General features: G+C 74.1%; 15 protein-coding genes and 1 pseudogene. 7 read left to right on the top strand and 9 right to left on the bottom strand.

Features of this window, described 5'->3' with window-relative positions; genetic code table 11:
• Window positions 1-67: 67 nt before the first annotated feature.
• From ACSHWO_RS11685 to ACSHWO_RS11695, 3 genes are read right to left on the bottom strand one after another with little or no spacing between them, the layout of a single operon-like run.
• Window positions 68-3,589, bottom strand: coding sequence for an SAV_2336 N-terminal domain-related protein (locus ACSHWO_RS11685; RefSeq protein WP_438311650.1), 3,522 nt, complete (start codon window positions 3,587-3,589; stop codon window positions 68-70).
• A 5-nt stretch (window positions 3,590-3,594) separates the two neighbouring features.
• On the bottom strand, window positions 3,595-4,605 hold the full coding sequence (locus tag ACSHWO_RS11690; RefSeq protein WP_385831328.1) for an AAA family ATPase: 1,011 nt from the start codon (window positions 4,603-4,605) through the stop codon (window positions 3,595-3,597).
• A gap of 45 nt (window positions 4,606-4,650) precedes the next feature.
• Complete coding sequence (locus tag ACSHWO_RS11695) at window positions 4,651-6,789, bottom strand: trypsin-like peptidase domain-containing protein (RefSeq protein WP_385831342.1); 2,139 nt, start codon at window positions 6,787-6,789, stop codon at window positions 4,651-4,653.
• 137 nt (window positions 6,790-6,926) lie between these two features.
• Here ACSHWO_RS11695 and ACSHWO_RS11700 point away from each other — a divergent pair, with 137 nt between their 5' ends.
• Complete coding sequence (locus tag ACSHWO_RS11700; RefSeq protein WP_010061466.1) at window positions 6,927-7,112, top strand: DUF6104 family protein; 186 nt, start codon at window positions 6,927-6,929, stop codon at window positions 7,110-7,112.
• 101 nt (window positions 7,113-7,213) lie between these two features.
• Here the strand turns inward: ACSHWO_RS11700 and sodN are convergent, their stop codons facing one another.
• Entirely contained in the window at window positions 7,214-7,609 is a 396-nt protein-coding gene (gene sodN, locus ACSHWO_RS11705; protein ID WP_048475438.1) for a superoxide dismutase, Ni, read from the bottom strand.
• Between the two features lie 183 nt (window positions 7,610-7,792).
• On the opposite strand from sodN, the gene sodX reads away from it, so the two are divergent.
• Window positions 7,793-8,218, top strand: a complete 426-nt coding sequence (sodX, locus tag ACSHWO_RS11710; RefSeq protein WP_361089002.1) for a nickel-type superoxide dismutase maturation protease — start codon at window positions 7,793-7,795, stop codon at window positions 8,216-8,218.
• Here sodX and ACSHWO_RS11715 read toward each other — a convergent pair.
• Complete coding sequence (locus ACSHWO_RS11715; protein WP_361089004.1) at window positions 8,122-8,751, bottom strand: CGNR zinc finger domain-containing protein; 630 nt, start codon at window positions 8,749-8,751, stop codon at window positions 8,122-8,124. The two genes, sodX and ACSHWO_RS11715, sit on opposite strands and share 97 nt — an antisense overlap.
• Window positions 8,752-8,832: 81 nt before the next feature.
• On the opposite strand from ACSHWO_RS11715, the pseudogene ACSHWO_RS11720 reads away from it, so the two are divergent.
• Window positions 8,833-9,226 (top strand): annotated as a pseudogene (locus ACSHWO_RS11720) (SAM-dependent methyltransferase); the annotation flags it as partial.
• 144 nt (window positions 9,227-9,370) lie between these two features.
• Here ACSHWO_RS11720 and ACSHWO_RS11725 read toward each other — a convergent pair.
• Genes ACSHWO_RS11725 through ACSHWO_RS11735 form a run of 3 tightly spaced genes read right to left on the bottom strand, consistent with a single transcriptional unit; the run spans window position 9,371 to window position 12,097 of the window.
• Window positions 9,371-10,135, bottom strand: coding sequence for an amino acid ABC transporter ATP-binding protein (locus ACSHWO_RS11725; RefSeq protein WP_361089006.1), 765 nt, complete (start codon window positions 10,133-10,135; stop codon window positions 9,371-9,373).
• Window positions 10,135-11,076, bottom strand: coding sequence for an amino acid ABC transporter permease (locus ACSHWO_RS11730; protein WP_361089008.1), 942 nt, complete (start codon window positions 11,074-11,076; stop codon window positions 10,135-10,137). The genes ACSHWO_RS11725 and ACSHWO_RS11730 overlap by 1 nt, the downstream gene beginning before the upstream one ends.
• 58 nt (window positions 11,077-11,134) lie before the next feature.
• A complete protein-coding gene (locus tag ACSHWO_RS11735) occupies window positions 11,135-12,097 on the bottom strand; it encodes an ABC transporter substrate-binding protein (RefSeq protein ID WP_361089010.1) in 963 nt (320 codons plus the stop codon).
• 525 nt (window positions 12,098-12,622) lie between these two features.
• Between ACSHWO_RS11735 and ACSHWO_RS11740 the strand changes: the two genes are divergently transcribed.
• From ACSHWO_RS11740 to ACSHWO_RS11755, 4 genes are all read left to right on the top strand, one after another.
• Complete coding sequence (locus ACSHWO_RS11740; RefSeq protein WP_361089012.1) at window positions 12,623-13,825, top strand: NAD(P)-dependent malic enzyme; 1,203 nt, start codon at window positions 12,623-12,625, stop codon at window positions 13,823-13,825.
• Between the two features lie 480 nt (window positions 13,826-14,305).
• Window positions 14,306-15,268 carry a zinc-binding dehydrogenase gene (locus ACSHWO_RS11745; protein ID WP_438311659.1) on the top strand — a complete coding sequence of 321 codons (963 nt, stop codon included), beginning with the start codon at window positions 14,306-14,308 and terminating at the stop codon, window positions 15,266-15,268.
• A 68-nt stretch (window positions 15,269-15,336) separates the two neighbouring features.
• On the top strand, window positions 15,337-15,546 hold the full coding sequence (locus ACSHWO_RS11750) for a helix-turn-helix domain-containing protein (protein ID WP_361089016.1): 210 nt from the start codon (window positions 15,337-15,339) through the stop codon (window positions 15,544-15,546).
• A complete protein-coding gene (locus ACSHWO_RS11755; RefSeq protein WP_438311662.1) occupies window positions 15,546-16,106 on the top strand; it encodes a Clp protease N-terminal domain-containing protein in 561 nt (186 codons plus the stop codon). The genes ACSHWO_RS11750 and ACSHWO_RS11755 overlap by 1 nt, the downstream gene beginning before the upstream one ends.
• A 94-nt stretch (window positions 16,107-16,200) precedes the next feature.
• Here ACSHWO_RS11755 and ACSHWO_RS11760 read toward each other — a convergent pair whose 3' ends face one another.
• Window positions 16,201-17,127: a helix-turn-helix transcriptional regulator gene (locus ACSHWO_RS11760; protein WP_438311664.1), complete on the bottom strand. Its 927-nt coding sequence runs from the start codon at window positions 17,125-17,127 to the stop codon at window positions 16,201-16,203.
• Between the last annotated feature and the right edge of the window lies 1 nt (window position 17,128).

Below are 17,128 nucleotides of genomic sequence, written 5' to 3' on the forward strand. Positions count from 1 at the left end.
CGTTGTCCGATGGCCCGCCCGTTGAAAGGTTCCCGCGGGCGGGCCCTTCACGCCCCGGGCGCCGGCTTCACAGCCCGGCCTCCAGGGTGCGGACCCGGGAGGCCAGCGCCTCCCGGCGGTCCGCGGCCGCCTCCCCGAGCCCCCGCCACAGCTCCAGGGCGGACCGGTAGGCGTCGAGCGCGGCCCGGGGCCGGGCCAGCCGCTCCAGCACCCCGCCGCGCAGCTCCTGGACTCTGGCGGCGATCTCGACGGCCACCTCCCGGCGGTCCGCGCGGTCGGCCTCCAGGGCCGCCCGCCAGGCCCGCCGGTAGGAGTCGGCGGCCCGGTCGAGGCGGTCCAGGGCCCGGGTGTGGGCGTGGATCTCCTGCTGGACGTCGCCGTGCTCCCGCCAGGCGCGGGCCTGCTCCAGCGGGCTGCGGCTGTGCCGGACGGCCAGCTCCAGCAGGTACTCGGCCTCCCGCAGGTCCACCACGTCGCCCTCGTAGCCGTGCCGCAGCCGCAGCCCCGCCGCGAGCCGCACCAGCCGGTGCGCGGAGCGGGCGTCGGACTGCGGGACCGCGGCCCGGCTGTCGCGCAGCACCCGTACGGCCGCCGAGGTGAACCGCCGTCCGCCCGCGGCCCGGGCCCGCTCCAGGAGTACGTCGCCCCACTCGGGCAGCAGCTCCGCGTAGGCCTCCGCGTCACGGGGGATCAGCCGGCGGGCCCGCCCGTACGCGTCGGCCGCGTCCTCCAGCGCCGTCGGGTCCGCGTCCCGCGCGGACCGGGCCCGGTGCACGCGGGCCAGGCACACCAGCGCGGCGAGCCGGAGCTCCGGGTCGCCGTCGGCCTCGGCCAGCGCCCGGGCCAGCTGGCCGGACGCCTCCTCCAGCCGGGCGGGCAGGTAGCGCAGGGCCGTGGCCAGGTCCACCCGCAGCCGCGCGGTGCGCGCCCGGTCCCGGCCCGGCCCGGGAGCCGACCCATCGGACTCGGCCGTCCCCGGCCCGGATCCGGCCGCCACGGGCCGCCCGCTGGCACGTACGGGCACCTCGGCCCCGGAGGGCCCGGCCCCCGTCCCGGCAGGCCCGGCGGTCCCCGCGACCGCGGCACCCGCTCCGACTGCGTCCCGGGAGGGTCCCGGCGCCGGCCCCGCCGGCCCCGCGCCGCCCGGGTCCGCTCCGGCGGCCGGGCCGCGTCCCGGCAGGGCGTCCGCCCCCGCTCCCCCGGCCGTCTCCGGCAGCCCCGATGCCAGGTGTCCGGCGGCCTGCTCGGCCAGCGCGGTGCGTTCCACCGGGTCGGGGGTGCGGGGCAGCAGGGCCAGCAGCACCCGCCCCAGGGCCGGCCGCAGCACGCCCGGGTCGGCCCCGGTCCCCGGCCCGGCCCCGGAGCCGGCCAGGGCCTCCAGCACGGCCCGGGCCTGGAGCAGGGGTATCGGGTCGTCGCGGAGCTCGCCCAGCGCGACCAGGGCCCGGGCCTGCCGCACCGTGCAGTCCAGCCGCAGCCGCGCGTCGCCGTCCGGGGCGGCGGCCGCGGCCGCGAACTCCCGTTCGGCGGCGGCCAGCAGCTCCGCGGTCAGCAGTTCCGCGTCCGGCCGCTCGGCCGGCGCCGCCCGCGCCCGCTCGTACAGCACCCGGCCGCGCAGCGCCCTGGCGGGGGCGGTGTGCAGTGCGCCCACGGCCTGCTCGGCCTCGGCCAGCAGTTCCGGGTCCCGCTGCCGGGCCCACAGGCGCAGCAGGGCCCCGGCCAGCTCGCACTCGGCCTCGCCGGCCGGGTCGTCGGGGCCGGCGGGGGCGGCCAGCGCGCGGCGCAGCACGGCGACGGCCTCGTACAGTCCGCGCTGGGCGCCGTCGCCCCCCAGCCGGTCCTGGGCGGCGAGCCGGTCGCGGGCCGTGCGCACGGCCCAGCCCCGTCCGGGCGGGGGCGCGGCGGGTTCCGGGCCGGCGGTGTCCTGCTGGGCGGGTCCGGGCAGGTAGCGGCGTACGACGCGGGCGGAGACCTCGGCGAAGGCCTGCGGGAGCGGCGCGGCGGGGACCCGCTCGTCGCCGCCCTCCTCGACCACGGGTTCCCCGGTGAGCTGGGAGGCGGCGAGCGCGGGGAAGTTGCGGACCCCGCGCCCGAAGTGCGCGAGGACGTACTCCGAGCAGTGCTTGAGGACGAGGGCGGCCTCGTCTCGGCCGAGCGGCCCGAGCAGGACGTCCTGGACGCCGGGGGTGAACTCGTACCACTCCCCCGGCGCCGGGCCGCGCCGCAGCAGCCCGCTGAGCAGCACTTCCGCCAGGTCGGAGGGTTCGGAGTCGGGCAGCATGGTGCGCTGGACGAGCCGCATCACGGGCAGGGTGAGCGGGGCGGCGGACAGGTAGACGGCGAGCTGTACGGCGCGCGGCGAGGCGGAGGAGTAGAAGCGGCGCACGAGTTCGCGGGGCGGCCGCACGGCCCGCGGCGGCGGGAGGGGCGCGGCGGGGTGGTCGGCGAGGACGCGTCCCACCTCGGCCGGTACGGGCCCGGTGCCGAAGCCGGCGACGAGGCGGGCCCAGGCGCCGAGCGCGGTGGCGTTCGGCGGGAGGACGGGGACGGTGAGGCCGCCGCGGAGCCGGCCGGGGCGGGCGGGCCGGTCGGGCCGGAACCTGAGTTTGCCGGCGCCGCCCTCGACGCGGGTGAGGGTGCCCCGCTCGGTCGGCAGCCAGCTGCGGTTCCACAGCCGTTGGGGCAGCGGCTGGACGACGACGCAGGGGGTGCATTCGGCCCAGCGGTGCAGGACCCGCTGGGCTTCGCCCTCCCGCCACAGGGGCCCGGCGCAGTCGGAGACGACCATGGTGAGGGAGCGTCCGCTGGGGTCGCGGAGCTGGTCGCCGGAGCGCAGCCGGGTGCCGGGGGCGGAGGCCTGGCCGAGGGCGGCGCGGCCGTCGGCGAGCCGGTGCAGGTAGTGGACCTGTACGTCGCGGAAGGCGCCGAGGCGTTCGCAGACGCCGCGCAGTTCCTCGAACATGTCCTGCCACACGGCCATGGAGGGCGAGGTGTCCATCACGAGCCGGACGGTGGCCTCGCGGCGGCTCTCGGGCCGCAGGACGGGGATGACGAGGCCGAGGGCGCGGGCGCTGGCCTCGGCGGTGGCGGGTTCGTCGAGGACGAGCCGGGTGGGCGGACCGGGCGGGCGGTGCCGCTGGAGGGAGCGCAGCGCGCGCTGTATCTCCAGGATCCGGGGCAGTGCGGCGGCGCCGGGGACGCGTACGGGCACGCCGGCTCCGCCGGGCAAGGCGGCGGGGTCCTCGGCGGCGGCGCCGCGCATGCGGGCGGCGTAGAGCCGGACCGGGTCCTCGGGCGGGTGGACGGCGGGCGGGGGGCCCTCCTCGGGCGGCGGCTGGTCGCGCGGTGCGGGCCGGCGCGGGGGGCGGGCGGCGCGGGCGGGGGCGGCGGCGGGGGCGGGCGGGCCGATCCGGCCGGCGAGCCAGAGCGCGTCGGCGAGCTCCTCGGCGGAGGGGTCGAGTCCGGCGGCGCGCAGCAGGCCGGCCAGGTCGCGGATCTCGGGGGGCGCGGGGGCGTGCCGCCCGGCCGGGGCGGGGGGGCCGGCGGGAGGTCCGGCGGGGCGTCCGGCGGGGGCTGGAGGGGTCGGCACGGGCGTCACCTCGGGCGGTCGAGGCGTTGGATGAGCAGGTCGGCGAGGTCCTCCCGGGTGGGCGGGGAGGCGTAGTGGGTGAGGTAGATGGCGTTCAGGAGCTGGTCGGCGGCGACGAGTTCGGACTGGGAGCGGCTGAGGAACTCGCGGATCAGGTCGGCGCCGAGCCGGGCGGCGTCCTCGCCGAGGTGGGCGCGGACCATGGTGGCGAGGCGTTTCTCGCCGGGCTGGCCGAGTTTGAGCTGGATGCAGCGGCGCAGCAGGGCGGCGGGGAAGTCCCGTTCGCCGTTGCTGGTGAGGATGATGAAGGGGAAGGCCCGGCAGCGGACGCGGCCGTCGCGGACGGTCACCTTGGCCCCGTCGTCGGTGAGGACCTGCACCTCGGGCTCGCTGTCGGCGACGCGTTCCAGTTCGGGCAGGGAGAACTCGCCCTCCTCCAGGACGTTGAGGAGGTCGTTGGGCAGGTCGATGTCGCTCTTGTCGAGTTCGTCGACGAGGAGGACGCGGGGCCGCCGGCCGGGCAGCAGGGCGGTGCCGAGCGGGCCGAGCCGGATGTACTTGCCGATGCCGGGCGCGCCGCCGGGGCTGCCGCCGCTGGCGGCGATCTGCACGTCCTGGAGCCGGCCGATGGCGTCGTAGCGGTACAGGCCCTCCTGGAGCACGGTCCGGGAGACCACGGGCCAGCGCAGCACCCGGCCGAGTTTGAGTTCGTGGGCGACGGCGTGGGCGAGGGTGGACTTGCCGGTGCCGGGGTAGCCGGTCACGAGCAGCGGCCGGCGCAGGTAGAGGGCCGCGTTGATGGCCTCCAGCTCCTCCGGCTCGGGCCGGTGGAGTTCGGCGGCCTGCCGGTGCGCGCCGAGCCGGCGCGCGACGCTGCCGTCGGCGGTGGCGGCCGGTAACGGGGGTTCGCCGACCGGCCCGCCGTCGAAGTCCCGCCAGGGTGGTGGGTCGGGCAGGGTGTCGATGCCGTCGTGGGGTTCGCCGACCCCACGGTAGATGAGCCATTCCTCGTTCACGTCCGTCCCCTCCCGGGTCCCCTCCCGCGGGTCCCCTCCCGCCCGTCACAGGTCCCCCTGCAGCGGCTCTTCCTCGGGCAGGGCGCGGGCCGGGTCGTCCCAGACGAGGGCCATCCCGTTCGCCCAGTAGGCGTCGGGGTCCGCCCCGTGGGCGCGGGCCCGCAGCGCCTGCAGCCGCACCGGCAGCGGTGCGCCCCGCCCGGCCTCGGTCAGTTCCTCGCGCAGTCCGCGGTGGAACGGTGCGCAGGACTCCCCCGGGTCGGCCGGGGGCCGCCGGGTGACCGCCACCCCGTACCCGGCGTCGCGGACCGCGTACAGGGATCCGCGGGTGGGTTCCGCGTCGGCGGTCCGGCAGTGCACCGGCACGGTGTTGTCCGCGAGTCCGTCCAGCCAGGCCGGGGACGGGCTGCGGGGCCGACCGCGGGCGCAGTCGGCCCGTTCGTCCAGCAGCGGCCCCGCCTGGACGCGCGCCCAGCGGTCGGCCCTGCGGTGGGCGGCGTCGGCGTCGGCGGGGTGCGCGCCGTCGCCTCCGGCGGGGTGGCGCAGCACGACGGGCCGCTGGACGCCGAGCGGGACCCGCCCGGTCAGCACCCAGGTGTCCACCGGCAGTCCGAACAGTTCGGGGGCCACGGCGACTTCGAGGACGGCGGCGGCCTCGTGGGTGTCGCAGCGGCGGAAGGCCTCGGCGAGGGCGTCGCGCACCGCCTCCGGCAGCCCGGCCCGGGTGGCGCGGACGCCGGAGCCGACGGGGGTGACCCGGCCGGGGTGGGCGGGGCCGGCGAGGACGGAGACGCGCCAGTCGTAGACGTCCTCCCACCCGTGGGCCCAGGCCTCCAGCAGTACGGAGGGCCCCTGGGGCAGGGGGTCGCCGGGCCGGCCGTGCTGCTGGGGGCCCGGGGCGCCGTACGCGGCGCGGGCACGGCGGCGGCGTTGCCGTTCGGCGAGGCCCTGGTCGCGGCGTTCGCCGAGTTCCCGGCGCAGGGGCCGCCAGAGCCGTTCGGCGGTGGCGCGGACCCAGTCCCACAGTTCCTCGTCGGCGCCGGGGGCGGGCGGCTCGCGGAAGTCGGCGACGCTGACGTCGGTGGCGTACCGCAGCATGGCGGCGGCCTCGCCGGCGCCGCCGGGCGGGTCGTGGAGCATGCCGAGGCCGTCGCGCCAGCTGAGCGGGGCGGGCAGGGCGGGGTCGGGTTCCTCGCCGCGGGCGGCCTCGACGAGGGCGCGGACCGCCTCGGAGGACGGGGGCGGCGGCAGTTCGGCGAGCAGCCCGCACAGGGTGGTGCGCTCGGCGGGGGTCAGCCGGCCCGCCGCGGTGTACGGGGCGCCGGAGCCGGGGAGTGGGGCGGGGCCGGCGGTGGCGGCCCGGGCGGCGCCGAGGGCGCCGAGTTCGCCGTGCAGGTCGGTCCAGGTGCGGCGGGTGTCGAGGTCGCTGAGGTGCTGGTCGTAGTGGTAGAGGTCGTGGGCCTGCATGACCCGGCGGTAGAGGCCGACCTGGCCGGTGGCGGCCAGGGGCAGGGTGCGCAGCTGGATGACGGAGACGGCGAGTCCGCCGCCGCCGGTGTGCCGGCGGGCCTTGACGACGCCGACGACCTCGCCGTGGGCGAGGTCCACGACGGGGCCTCCGGACATGCCGGGTTCGATCTCGTCGTCGTCGCCGAGGCGCAGGGCGGCGCCGCCGCCCGCGGTTCCGCGCAGCCGGGTGGTGCGGCCGGTGATCTCGGGGGTGCCGAGGTCCTCGGTGCAGCCGAAGTAGGCGACCTCGTCGAGGCGCGGCCGGGCGCGGTCGGTGAGGCGTACGCAGGCGTGGGAGACGGGGGCGAGGACGCGGACGAGGGCCAGGTCGGGGAGGTCCCACAGGGCGCGGCGGGCGGGCCGGCGCTCTTCGAGCCGTTCCGGCAGGACGCATTCGACGCGGCCGGTGACGGTCCCGGTGGTGCGGGGGCCGGAGGAGAAGGTGATGCCGAGCTCACGTCCCGCGAGACGCACCGCAGCACCCCCTTCGCCGACGACGTGCGCGCAGGTCAGGACCCAGCCGGGGGCGATGAAGAAGCCGCTCCCCCAGGTGGGGCCGGTCCCGGGGGGTGCATACCCGTCGGGGGCGGCGTGGACGCGTACGGTCGCGGCCTGGACCAGGGGTTCGAGGAGTTCGTAGGCGCGTGCGGTGCCGTCGGTGCGCGCGTCTGGCATCCCCCGCCCCTCTCGCGATTGGAAAGGCACTCCAGGCTAGCGCCGGGGCCGGTCGGAGGGGAGGTCTCGCCGGTTATGCGGATTATCCTGGCGGGAAACATCCGCATGCACATCTTCATCACGGCACGGAGCCCGACTTGTACTTCACCGATCGCGGCATCGAGGAGCTGGAGAAGCGGCGCGGCGAGGAGGAGGTCACTTTCGAGTGGCTGGCCGAGCAGCTGCGTACGTTCGTCGACCTGAACCCGGACTTCGAGGTCCCGGTGGAGCGGCTGGCCACGTGGCTGGCGCGGCTGGACGACGAGGACGACGAGGACGAGTGAGACCGGCGGGACCTGCGGCGCGAGCGCGCGGGGCCCGCTGCGGCGGAGGGGCCCGACCGGTGACGGTCGGGCCCCTCCGGCGTCATGGGGGGAGGCGCGCCTCAGGCGGCCTTGGTCTCCCAGAAGATGCGGTCGATCTCGGCGATGAGGTCGAGGGCCTTCTGGCCGGTCGCCGGGTCGTTGGACGCCTTGGCGGCCGAGAGGGCCTTCAGGGTGTCGTTGACCAGGGTGTGCAGCTGCGGGTACTTCTCGAAGTGCGGCGGCTTGAAGTAGTCGCTCCACAGCACCGAGACGTGGTGCTTGGCGAGCTCGGCGCGCTGCTCCTTGATGGTGATGGCGCGGGCGCGGAAGTCGGCGTCCTCGTTGGCCTGGTACTTCTCCTGGACGGCCTTGACCGACTCGGCCTCGATGCGGGCCTGGGCAGGGTCGTACACGCCGCACGGCAGGTCGCAGTGGGCGGAGACCTTCGCCTTGGGGGCGAAGAGGCGGGAAAGCATGGAGATTCTTCCTCCTCGTGATCGTCTTCTCAAGGGGGAGATTACTCCGTGGCACAGCGGATTTCGCGAGCGGCCCCATGGGCTTAGGACAAAAGTCCAGGGCGGGTCGTGCCGTGGTGAGCGAACGTACGGCGGGGTGCGGCAGCATGCCCGGTGAGGAACGAGCGGGCGAGGAGGTCGCGGATGGCGGGCAGGACGGCGGGTAGGGGCGGTTCCCGGTTCGAGGTGCTGGAGGTGACGGGGCCGTCGATGGCGCCGACGCTGCTGCACGGCGACCGGCTGGTGGTGCGGTACGGGGCGGTCGTGCGGCCGGGTGACGTGGTGGTGCTGCGCCACCCGTTCCAGCAGGACCTGCTGGTGGTGAAGCGGGCGGTGGAGCGGCGGCCGGGCGGCTGGTGGGTGCTCGGGGACAACCCGTTCAACACGACCGGCGACAGCACCGACTACGGGGCGGTGCCCGAGGACCTGGTGCTGGCGACGGCGGTGCTGCGGTTCCGGCCGCGCCCGGAGGATCAGAGCTCGCTGAGGGCGCGGCTGTCCTGGGCGGCCTCGGCGCTGCGGCCGCTGCGGGCGGACGCCTCGGCCTCCAGCCGCTTGCGGGCGCGGTAGGCGGCGACGTTCGCCCGGGTGGCGCAGCGGTCGGAGCAGTAGCGCCGGGAGCGGTTGGTGGAGGTGTCCAGGTAGGCGTTGCGGCAGGGCGGCGCCTGGCACAGGCCGAGGCGGTCGGGGCCGTGCTCGGTGAGGTGGAACGCCAGGCCGAAGGAGGCGATGGCGGCGTAGCCCGCGGAGGCGTTCGAGGGGTGGTCGGCGAGGTGGATGTGCCACTTGGGGGTGCCGTCCTCGTCCAGGGTCTCGTGGCCGGAGACCTGGGGGCTGACCGGGAACTCCATGAGCAGGGAGTTGAGCAGGTCGACCGCGAGGACGTGGTCGCCGCCGTCGGCGGCCTCGAAGACGGCCCGCAGCCGGCCGCGGACGTTGCGGAAGCGGGTCACGTCGGTGTCGGTGACCCGGCGGGCCATCTGCGTGCTGGCGCCGAAGAGGGCGCGCACGGCGTCGACCGAGGTGAGGGCGTCCTTGTTGCGGGCCGGCTCCTCGGTGTTGACCAGGCGCACGGCGAAGTCCGAGTAATGGGCCAGTTCCACTTGTAGTCCTTACGGATGCAGACGAGGGTCCGGGTAACAGCTGCTACGTATTCGAGGGTATTACGGGTGGAGGGGTTCGCGATGACGCGTACGGCGACCGACTGGCAGGCCCGGCAGGACACCCGGGACCGTCAGCGGGAGGCGTACGCGCCGGACCGCGAGGAGCGGTTCCGCGTGATGCCGGACATGCTGGAGGCGTTCGTCGGCCCCACCCCCCGGGTGCTGGATCTGGCGTGCCGTACGGGAAGTATTACGGACCGCGTCCTCAAGCGGTTCCCGGGCGCGACGAGCACGGGCGTACGACGCCGTGCTTGACGGCCACCGCGCTGCACCGGCTGCACAGCCGCAGCTCGCGACCCTCTACGGGCAGCTCGCCCCGTTGGTGCGCGGGGGCGGGGTCTTCGGGAACGCCGACCACATGCCCGACGCCTCGACCCCGCGGATCAACGGGGCCGACCGCGCCGCCCGGGACGCGCGGCCTGGTGCTCCCCCTCCGGCTCCCTGGTCCCCGGTCTGAGGCAGGAGTCCTCGGAGGGGAGCGAGGACCTGCGGAACGCGGGAGGGGCGGTACGGGATCCGTACCGCCCCTCCCGGGGTGTCGGGCGCCGGCCCGGCCGGCTCAGAGCACCTTGGACAGGAACGCCTTCGTCCGGTCGTGCTGCGGGTTGCCCAGGACCTCGCGCGGGTGGCCGGACTCGACCACGACGCCGCCGTCCATGAAGACGAGGTTGTCGCCGACCTCGCGGGCGAAGCCCATCTCGTGCGTGACCACGACCATGGTCATGCCCGACTCGGCCAGGTCCCGCATGACGTCGAGGACGTCGCCGACGAGCTCGGGGTCGAGCGCCGAGGTGGGCTCGTCGAACAGCATCAGCTTCGGCTCCATGGCCAGCGCACGGGCGATCGCCACGCGCTGCTGCTGGCCGCCGGAGAGCTGCGAGGGGTAGTTCCCGCCCTTGTCGCCGAGGCCGACCCGGTCGAGCAGCTTGATGGCGCGCTCGCGGGCCACCGCCTTGGACTCGCGCTTGACCATCACCGGCGCTTCCATGACGTTCTCGATGGCCGTCATGTGCGGGAAGAGGTTGAAGCGCTGGAAGACCATGCCGATGTCCCGGCGCTGGGCCGCGACCTCGCTGTCCTTCAGCTCGTAGAGCTTGTCGCCCTTCTGGCGGTAGCCGACGAGCTGGCCGTCGACGTAGAGCTTGCCGCCGTTGACCTTCTCCAGGTGGTTGATGCACCGGAGGAAGGTCGACTTGCCCGAGCCCGAGGGGCCGATCAGGCAGAACACCTCACGCGGGGCGACCTCCAGGTCGATGCCCTTGAGGATGTGCGCCGCGCCGTAGGACTTGTGGACGCCCTCGGCCTTCACCATGGCAGTCGTCATCAGGCCACCGCCTTGCGGTTCGAGAAGCGGGAGATGTTCGCCTTGAGCTTCTGCCACGGCGTGGGCGGCAGGGTGCGCAGCGCACCGCGGGCGTAGTGCCGCTCCAGGTAGTACTGGCCGATCGAGAAGACGCTGGTCAGCGCCAGGTACCAGATGGACGCGACGAAGAACATCTCCATCACCGCGAACGAGGTGGACGCGATGTCCTGGGCGGCCCGCAGCAGGTCGAAGTACTGCACGGCCACGACCAGCGACGAGGTCTTGAGCATGTTGATGAACTCGTTGCCCGTCGGCGGGACGATCACGCGCATGGCCTGCGGGAGGACCACGCGGCGCATGGTCTGCGTCTGGGTCATGCCCAGGGCGTGCGAGGCCTCGGTCTGGCCCTCGTCGACGGACTGGATGCCGGCGCGGACGATCTCCGCCATGTACGCGCCCTCGTTCAGGCCGAGGCCCAGCAGGGCGGCCAGGAACGGCGTCATGACCTGGGTCATCTCGTCCTTGTAGAACCCGAGGTTCAGGATCGGGAAGATCAGGGCGAGGTTGAACCAGATGAGGAGCTGGACGTACACCGGGGTACCGCGGAAGAACCAGATGTAGAACCAGGCGATCGTGCTGGTCACGGGGTTCTTCGAGAGCCGCATCACCGCGAAGACGACACCGAGGACCAGACCCAGCGCCATCGAGGTGACGCTGATCCAGATGGTGTTGCCGACACCCTTGATGATCGTGGGGTCGAACAGCTTCTCGGGCACGGTGGCCCAGCGCACGTTGCCCTGGGAGAAGGCGTAGACGAGCGCTGCGGCGAGTGCGAGGACGACCACGGCGCTGATCCACCGGCCGTAGTGGCGCACCGGGATGGCGCGGATCGCCTCGTGGGGGACGGCCCCGGCCGGCGGGTTGTCCGCCGGGCCGGAGGCCTTGTGGAGCTTGTCAGTCACAGTGACTGCCCTTCGATGGTGCAAGGAAGACGAAGTACGAGGGGAGTACTCCGCGGGGTCACTGGCCGGCGTTGACCTTGGCCTCGGTCACGGCGCCGGAGCCCGCGTTCCACTTGTCCAGGGCGGCCTTGTAGGTGCCGTCCTTGATGATCGCGTCCAGCGCTTCCTTCAGCGCGTCGCGCAGCTGGGTGTTCTTCTTGTCCACGGCGATGCCGAAGAGGCCGGCGTCGGACGGGTCCGGGACCGCCTCGAAGTCGTTGCCGCCGCCCGCGGTCTTCGCGATGTACGCGGCGACCGGGGAGTCGTTCAGGTCGGCGGCGGCGCCGCCGGCCTTCACACGGGTCTGGGCCTCGGCGTCGGTCGGGAAGGACTCGATGGAGAGCTCGCCCTTGCCGTCCGCCTTGCACTTCTCGGCCAGGTCCTTGGCGGCCTGCTCGTAGGTGGTGCCGCGCTGGACGGCGACCTTCTTGCCGCACAGGTCGGCGAGGGTCTTCAGGCCCTCCGGGTTGCCCTTCTTCACCAGCAGGGCGGTGGAGGAGGAGAAGTAGTCGACGAAGTCGACGCCCGCACCGGTCTTGTTGCCCTTGTCGTCCAGGCCCTCCTGGCGCTTCTTGGTGTCGCTCAGCGAGGACATGACCACGTCGCTGCGGCCGGTCTGCATGCTGCCGATCAGGGTGTCGAAGGTGCCGGACTCGAACTTGAACTGCACGCCCAGCTGCTTCGCCAGCGCCGCAGCGACGTCGGGGTCGACACCGACGATCTTGCCGCCCTCGGTGAACTCCATCGGGGCGTAGGTCGCGTCCGTACCGACCTTGATCACGCCAGCGTCCTGGATCTTCTTCGGGAGCTTGGCGAAGAGCGGGGCGGAGCTGTTCGCGGCCTGGCCCGACGGGGCCGTGGAGGCCTTGTCGGTCTGGTCGCCGCAACCGGTCAGGATCAGGGCGCCGGCGACCGCGATCGCGCCGACCGCGGCAATCCGGGACCGGGCGGCGGTCGTACGACGGGTGGTGCTTGCGGTCATGAGCTGGTTCCTCCGGCTGACTGGTGAAGAGCAAGCGAGAGCGGTCGGGCACGCACCTTCGAGTGTCGCGACCTCGTGTGAATCCGCATCTTGCCATTCGGACTGACGCATTCAGGCAGTTCGTCAGGTCAAAATCGGATAACAGGTGTCCCGGAGTGTCCAACTTGCCTGCGGGAAGCGCGTCGATGGACCGAAGAAACAGCTGTGACCTGGTCTTTTTACTGGATTATTTACGGCTCGTCTCGCCTATTGGACAGACCCGTTTGGACCTTTCGCCGAAATCGGGACAAGAGCCCTCCGGTCCCGAGGGAAGCGACTCGTCTGGGTGAGCGTTCTTCGGGTACAACGGATCCTTACACCCCTCATCCGGGGCTCAGGGCGCGCGTGCGGCGCGCCCCGCGCGTACGTGCCTCCCCTCCGCGGAGACGGGCCAACCGTCGATGCGGAGTACGTACGCGGTGCCCGCCCACCCCTTAACCAGGAGTGGCCACCCTCAACGACAGAAGACTTAAGGGGTCTAGAACAGTGGCAGCGGAGATCGTCAATCCTCGCAGCGACAGCGATACGGACAACAACCCCGACGCGGTGTTCGCACTGCACCGGGGCGGCAAGATGGCCATCCAGGCCACGGTGCCGGTCCAGAACAAGGACGACCTGTCCCTCGCCTACACGCCCGGCGTGGCGAAGGTCTGCACCGCGATCGCGGAGCAGCCCGAGCTCGTCAACGAATACACCTGGAAGTCCAACGTGGTCGCCGTCGTCACCGACGGCACGGCCGTGCTCGGACTCGGCGACATCGGGCCCGAGGCCTCCCTTCCGGTGATGGAAGGCAAGGCCATCCTCTTCAAGCAGTTCGGTGGTGTGGACGCGGTTCCGATCGCGCTCGCCACCAAGGACACCGACGAGATCGTGGACACCGTCGTCCGCCTCGCGCCCTCCTTCGGGGGGGTGAACCTGGAGGACATCTCGGCGCCGCGCTGCTTCGAGATCGAGCGCCGCCTCCAGGAGGCGCTCGACATCCCGATCTTCCACGACGACCAGCACGGCACGGCCATCGTGACCCTGGCCGCCCTGCGCAACGCCGCCAAGCTCACCGGGCGCACGCTCGGCGACCTGCGCGCCGTGATCTCGGGTGCCGGCGCGGCGGGCATCGCCATCGCCAAGATCCTCGTGGACGCGGGCATCGGTGACGTGTGCGTCACCGACCGCAAGGGCGTCGTGTCCGCCGACCGCGGCGACCTGACGGACGTCAAGGCCGAGATCGCGGGCCTGACCAACCGGTCCGGGATCACCGGCTCGCTGGAGCAGGCCCTGGCCGGCGCGGACGTGTTCATCGGCGTCTCGGGCGGCACGGTGCCCGAGGAGGCGGTGGCCTCGATGGCGAAGGACTCCTTCGTCTTCGCCATGGCCAACCCGAACCCGGAGGTCCACCCGGACGTCGCGCACAAGTACGCGGCGGTCGTGGCCACGGGCCGCTCGGACTTCCCGAACCAGATCAACAACGTGCTGGCCTTCCCGGGCATCTTCGCGGGCGCCCTCAAGGTCCGCGCCGCCCGGATCACCGAGGGCATGAAGATCGCCGCCGCCGACGCCATCGCCGGTGTCGTGGGTGACGAGCTCGCCGCCGACTACGTGATCCCGTCGCCGTTCGACGAGCGGGTCGCGGACGCGGTGGCGGCCGCGGTCGCAGCCGCGGCCAAGGCCGACGGCGTGGCCCGCCTGGGCTGACGGTACCGCTGTGCGTGAAGGGGCCCGGCCGGAGCGATCCGGTCGGGCCCCTTCACGTGCGGGCCCACCCGCGGGCGCACCCTCCCCGCCCCCGAACCGGGAGGGGTCGCGCCGCGTCGGCGAGTCGTGCGAGGCACGCCTCGGAAGAGGAGGGCGGCCTGGATGACAGGCTCATGACGAGCCGCCGCCCGGCCTGAATACTACCCCTCCCCCAGGCTTGATCTCGTCATTCCACTTAGCACTCTCCGCGACACAAGACCGCAGGTACAGCGCGTAGTTGAGTGCATGACGGACAGTTCCGTTCATGATCCAAGCACCCACTTTTCACCACCATCCCGGACGCGGGGCGACGCCACTTCGGTTCCCGGGTCCGACCTGAGGCCCGCACCTCTCCCGGAGCCGGCGGGTGCGACGAAGACCTCACCGACCCAAGGCGCGCCAGGGGTGGCCGACCCGGCTACCGGGCGGTAGCGTCGCCGCATGTTCGCTGCCTACGCCGCCCGAATCGACCGTGACCAGCCGCTGAGCGGCCTTGAGCTGGGCGAGCGCCCGGCCCCGGAGGCCCGCCCCGGCTGGGTGACCGTGAACGTCAAGGCCGCCTCCCTCAACCACCACGACCTCTGGTCGCTGCGCGGGGTCGGCCTCGCCGAGGACAAGCTCCCGATGATCCTCGGCTGCGACGCCGCCGGCATCGACCAGGACGGCAACGAGGTCGTCCTGCACTCCGTGATCGGCCAGAGCGGCCACGGCGTCGGCCCGGACGAGCCCCGGTCCATCCTGACCGAGCACTACCAGGGCACCTTCGCCGAGCAGGTCACCGTCCCCGCCTGGAACGTGCTGCGCAAGCCCGCCGAACTGTCCTTCGAGGAGGCCGCCTGCCTGCCCACGGCCTGGCTGACGGCGTACCGGATGCTCTTCACCAACGCGGGCGTCCGGCCCGGCGACTCGGTCCTGGTCCAGGGCGCGGGCGGCGGGGTCGCCACCGCGGCCATCGCCCTCGGCAAGGCGGCGGGCCTGCGGGTCTTCGCGACCAGCCGGGACGAGGCCAAGCGCGAGCGGGCCGTGGAGCTGGGCGCCGTGGAGGCCTTCGAGCCGGGCGCGCGGCTGCCGCAGCGGGTGGACGCGGTGATCGAGACGGTCGGCGCGGCCACCTGGTCGCACTCGGTCAAGTCCCTGCGCCCGGGCGGCACCCTCGTCATCTCCGGCGCCACCAGCGGCGACCGCCCGCCCCACGCCGAGCTGACCCGGATCTTCTTCCTGGAGCTCAAGGTGGTCGGCTCCACGATGGGCTCCAAGGACGAGCTGGAGGACCTGCTGTCGTTCTGCGCGGCGACCGGACTGCGGCCGGTGATCGACGAGGTGCTGCCGCTGGACCGGGCCCGCGAGGGCTTCGAAAAGCTCGCCTCGGGCGACCTCTTCGGCAAGGTCGTCCTGACCGTGTAGCCGCGCCGACCTCCCGTTTTTGTCAATGTAGGTTGACACCCCAGGGGTGTCAACCTACATTGACATGCATGACGGAAGCTACCGATCTCGCCGAGCGAGCCGGCGACCGCGACCCCCGGGTGGGCCTGCGCGCCGTCGCCGCGCTCCGGCGGCTGCTGGAGCAGCTGGAAGCCGTGCAGGTGCGCAGTGCCCGCGCACAGGGGTGGTCCTGGCAGGAGATCGCGGCCGAGCTGGGCGTCAGCCGGCAGGCCGTGCACAAGAAGCACGGGAGGGACTGATGTTCGAACGTTTCACACGGGACGCCCGGGACGCCGTGACCGGCGCCGTGACCGAGGCCCGGCGGTCCGGGGACACCACCGTCACCGAGGAGCACCTGCTCCGGGCGCTGCTGGAGCAGGGCGCACTGGACCCCCTCGGCGTCGACCGGGCCGCCGTCACCGCGGACCTGGCCGCGGCCCGGCGCCGGGGCGGCATGACCCGGGCCGACGAGGAAGCCCTCGCCGGCCTCGGGATCGACCTCGCCGAGGTCGTCTCCCGCGTCGAGGAGGTCCACGGGGCGGGTGCACTGGCCTCTGCCGCACCGCGGCGGCGGACCCTGGGGGCCTCGCTGCGCTCGGCCTTCGGCCGCCCCGGGCCGGCGAGGCGTCACGTCCCCTTCGGCGAGGGCGCCAAGAAGACCCTCGAACAGTCCCTGCGCATCGCGCTCGGCCGCCGCGAGAACCACATCACCGACCTGCACCTGCTGCTCGCCCTGCTCTCCCGGCCGGGTACGACGGCCGAGGTGCTGGCCGACCACGGCGTCACCTACGCGGTGGCCGAGGCGGGTCCGGCCGCCTGAGCGGGGGCCGGGCGCGCCGTGAGCGCCCGGCCCGCACGCACGCGCACCCCCTCCCCCCGTCGGGGATGGGGCACGCGCGTTCGCACCGCGGGTTCTAGCGGGACGGCTTCAGGACGGACGCGATGCGGTCGGCCGCGGCAGCCAGATGGGTCCGGGCCTCGGCCAGCTGGTCCCGGGTGACGCCGTGGTCGCGGGCCGCGTCGCGGACGTCGTCGCGGAAGCGGTCCAGGAGCCGGTCCATGTCGCGGGCCGGGTCGCCGGTGGGCGCGAGGTCCTCGGCCCAGCGCGGCTGCGGGCCGGCGTCCGCGGTGGAGGTGTCCGCCGTGGCGGCGGTGTCCGCCGTGGCGGCGGAGGGGCCGGACGCGCCGCCCGCGCCGGTGCCCAGCCAGCTCCCGGCCAGGCTGCCGAGGACCCCGCCGGACTTGGCGAACTGCTCCTGGAGCTGGCTCGCGATCCGCATGACCTCCTCGCGGGCCCGCTCCTGCGCCTCCTTGGCCTGGCGGCGGGCCTGCTGGGCCTCTTCACGGGCCCGGCGGCTCTCGTCCTTCGCCCGGCGCGCCTGCTCCTTCCACTCCTGTCTCGCCCGGCGCAGCTCCTCCTTGGCCGCCGCCCAGGACTCGTCCTCCACCCGGGTGGCCGAGGCGGAGGCCGCCGCCTGCATCTCGCGCCGCAGGGCGCCGGCCGCCCCGCGTACGTCGTCGCGGATCTCGGCGGCCAGTTCGGAGACCGAGTCGCGGATCTCCAGCTCCAGGTCGGCGAGTTCCCCGCCGCGGTCGGCCAGTTCGGCGCGACCGGCGTCGGTGATGGAGTACACCTTCCGCCCGCCCTCGGTGGCGTGCGTGACCAGCCCCTCGGCCTCCAGCTTGGCCAGGCGCGGGTACACCGTGCCCGCGGAGGGCGCGTACAGGCCCTGGAAGCGCTCCTCCAGCAGGCGGATCACCTCGTAGCCGTGGCGCGGGGCCTCGTCCAGGAGCTTGAGCAGGTAGAGGCGGAGACGTCCGTGGGCGAAGACGGGCGGCATG

This window comes from Streptomyces pallidus (ex Mingjun et al. 2026) (assembly GCF_051550185.1).
Taxonomy (GTDB): domain Bacteria; phylum Actinomycetota; class Actinomycetes; order Streptomycetales; family Streptomycetaceae; genus Streptomyces.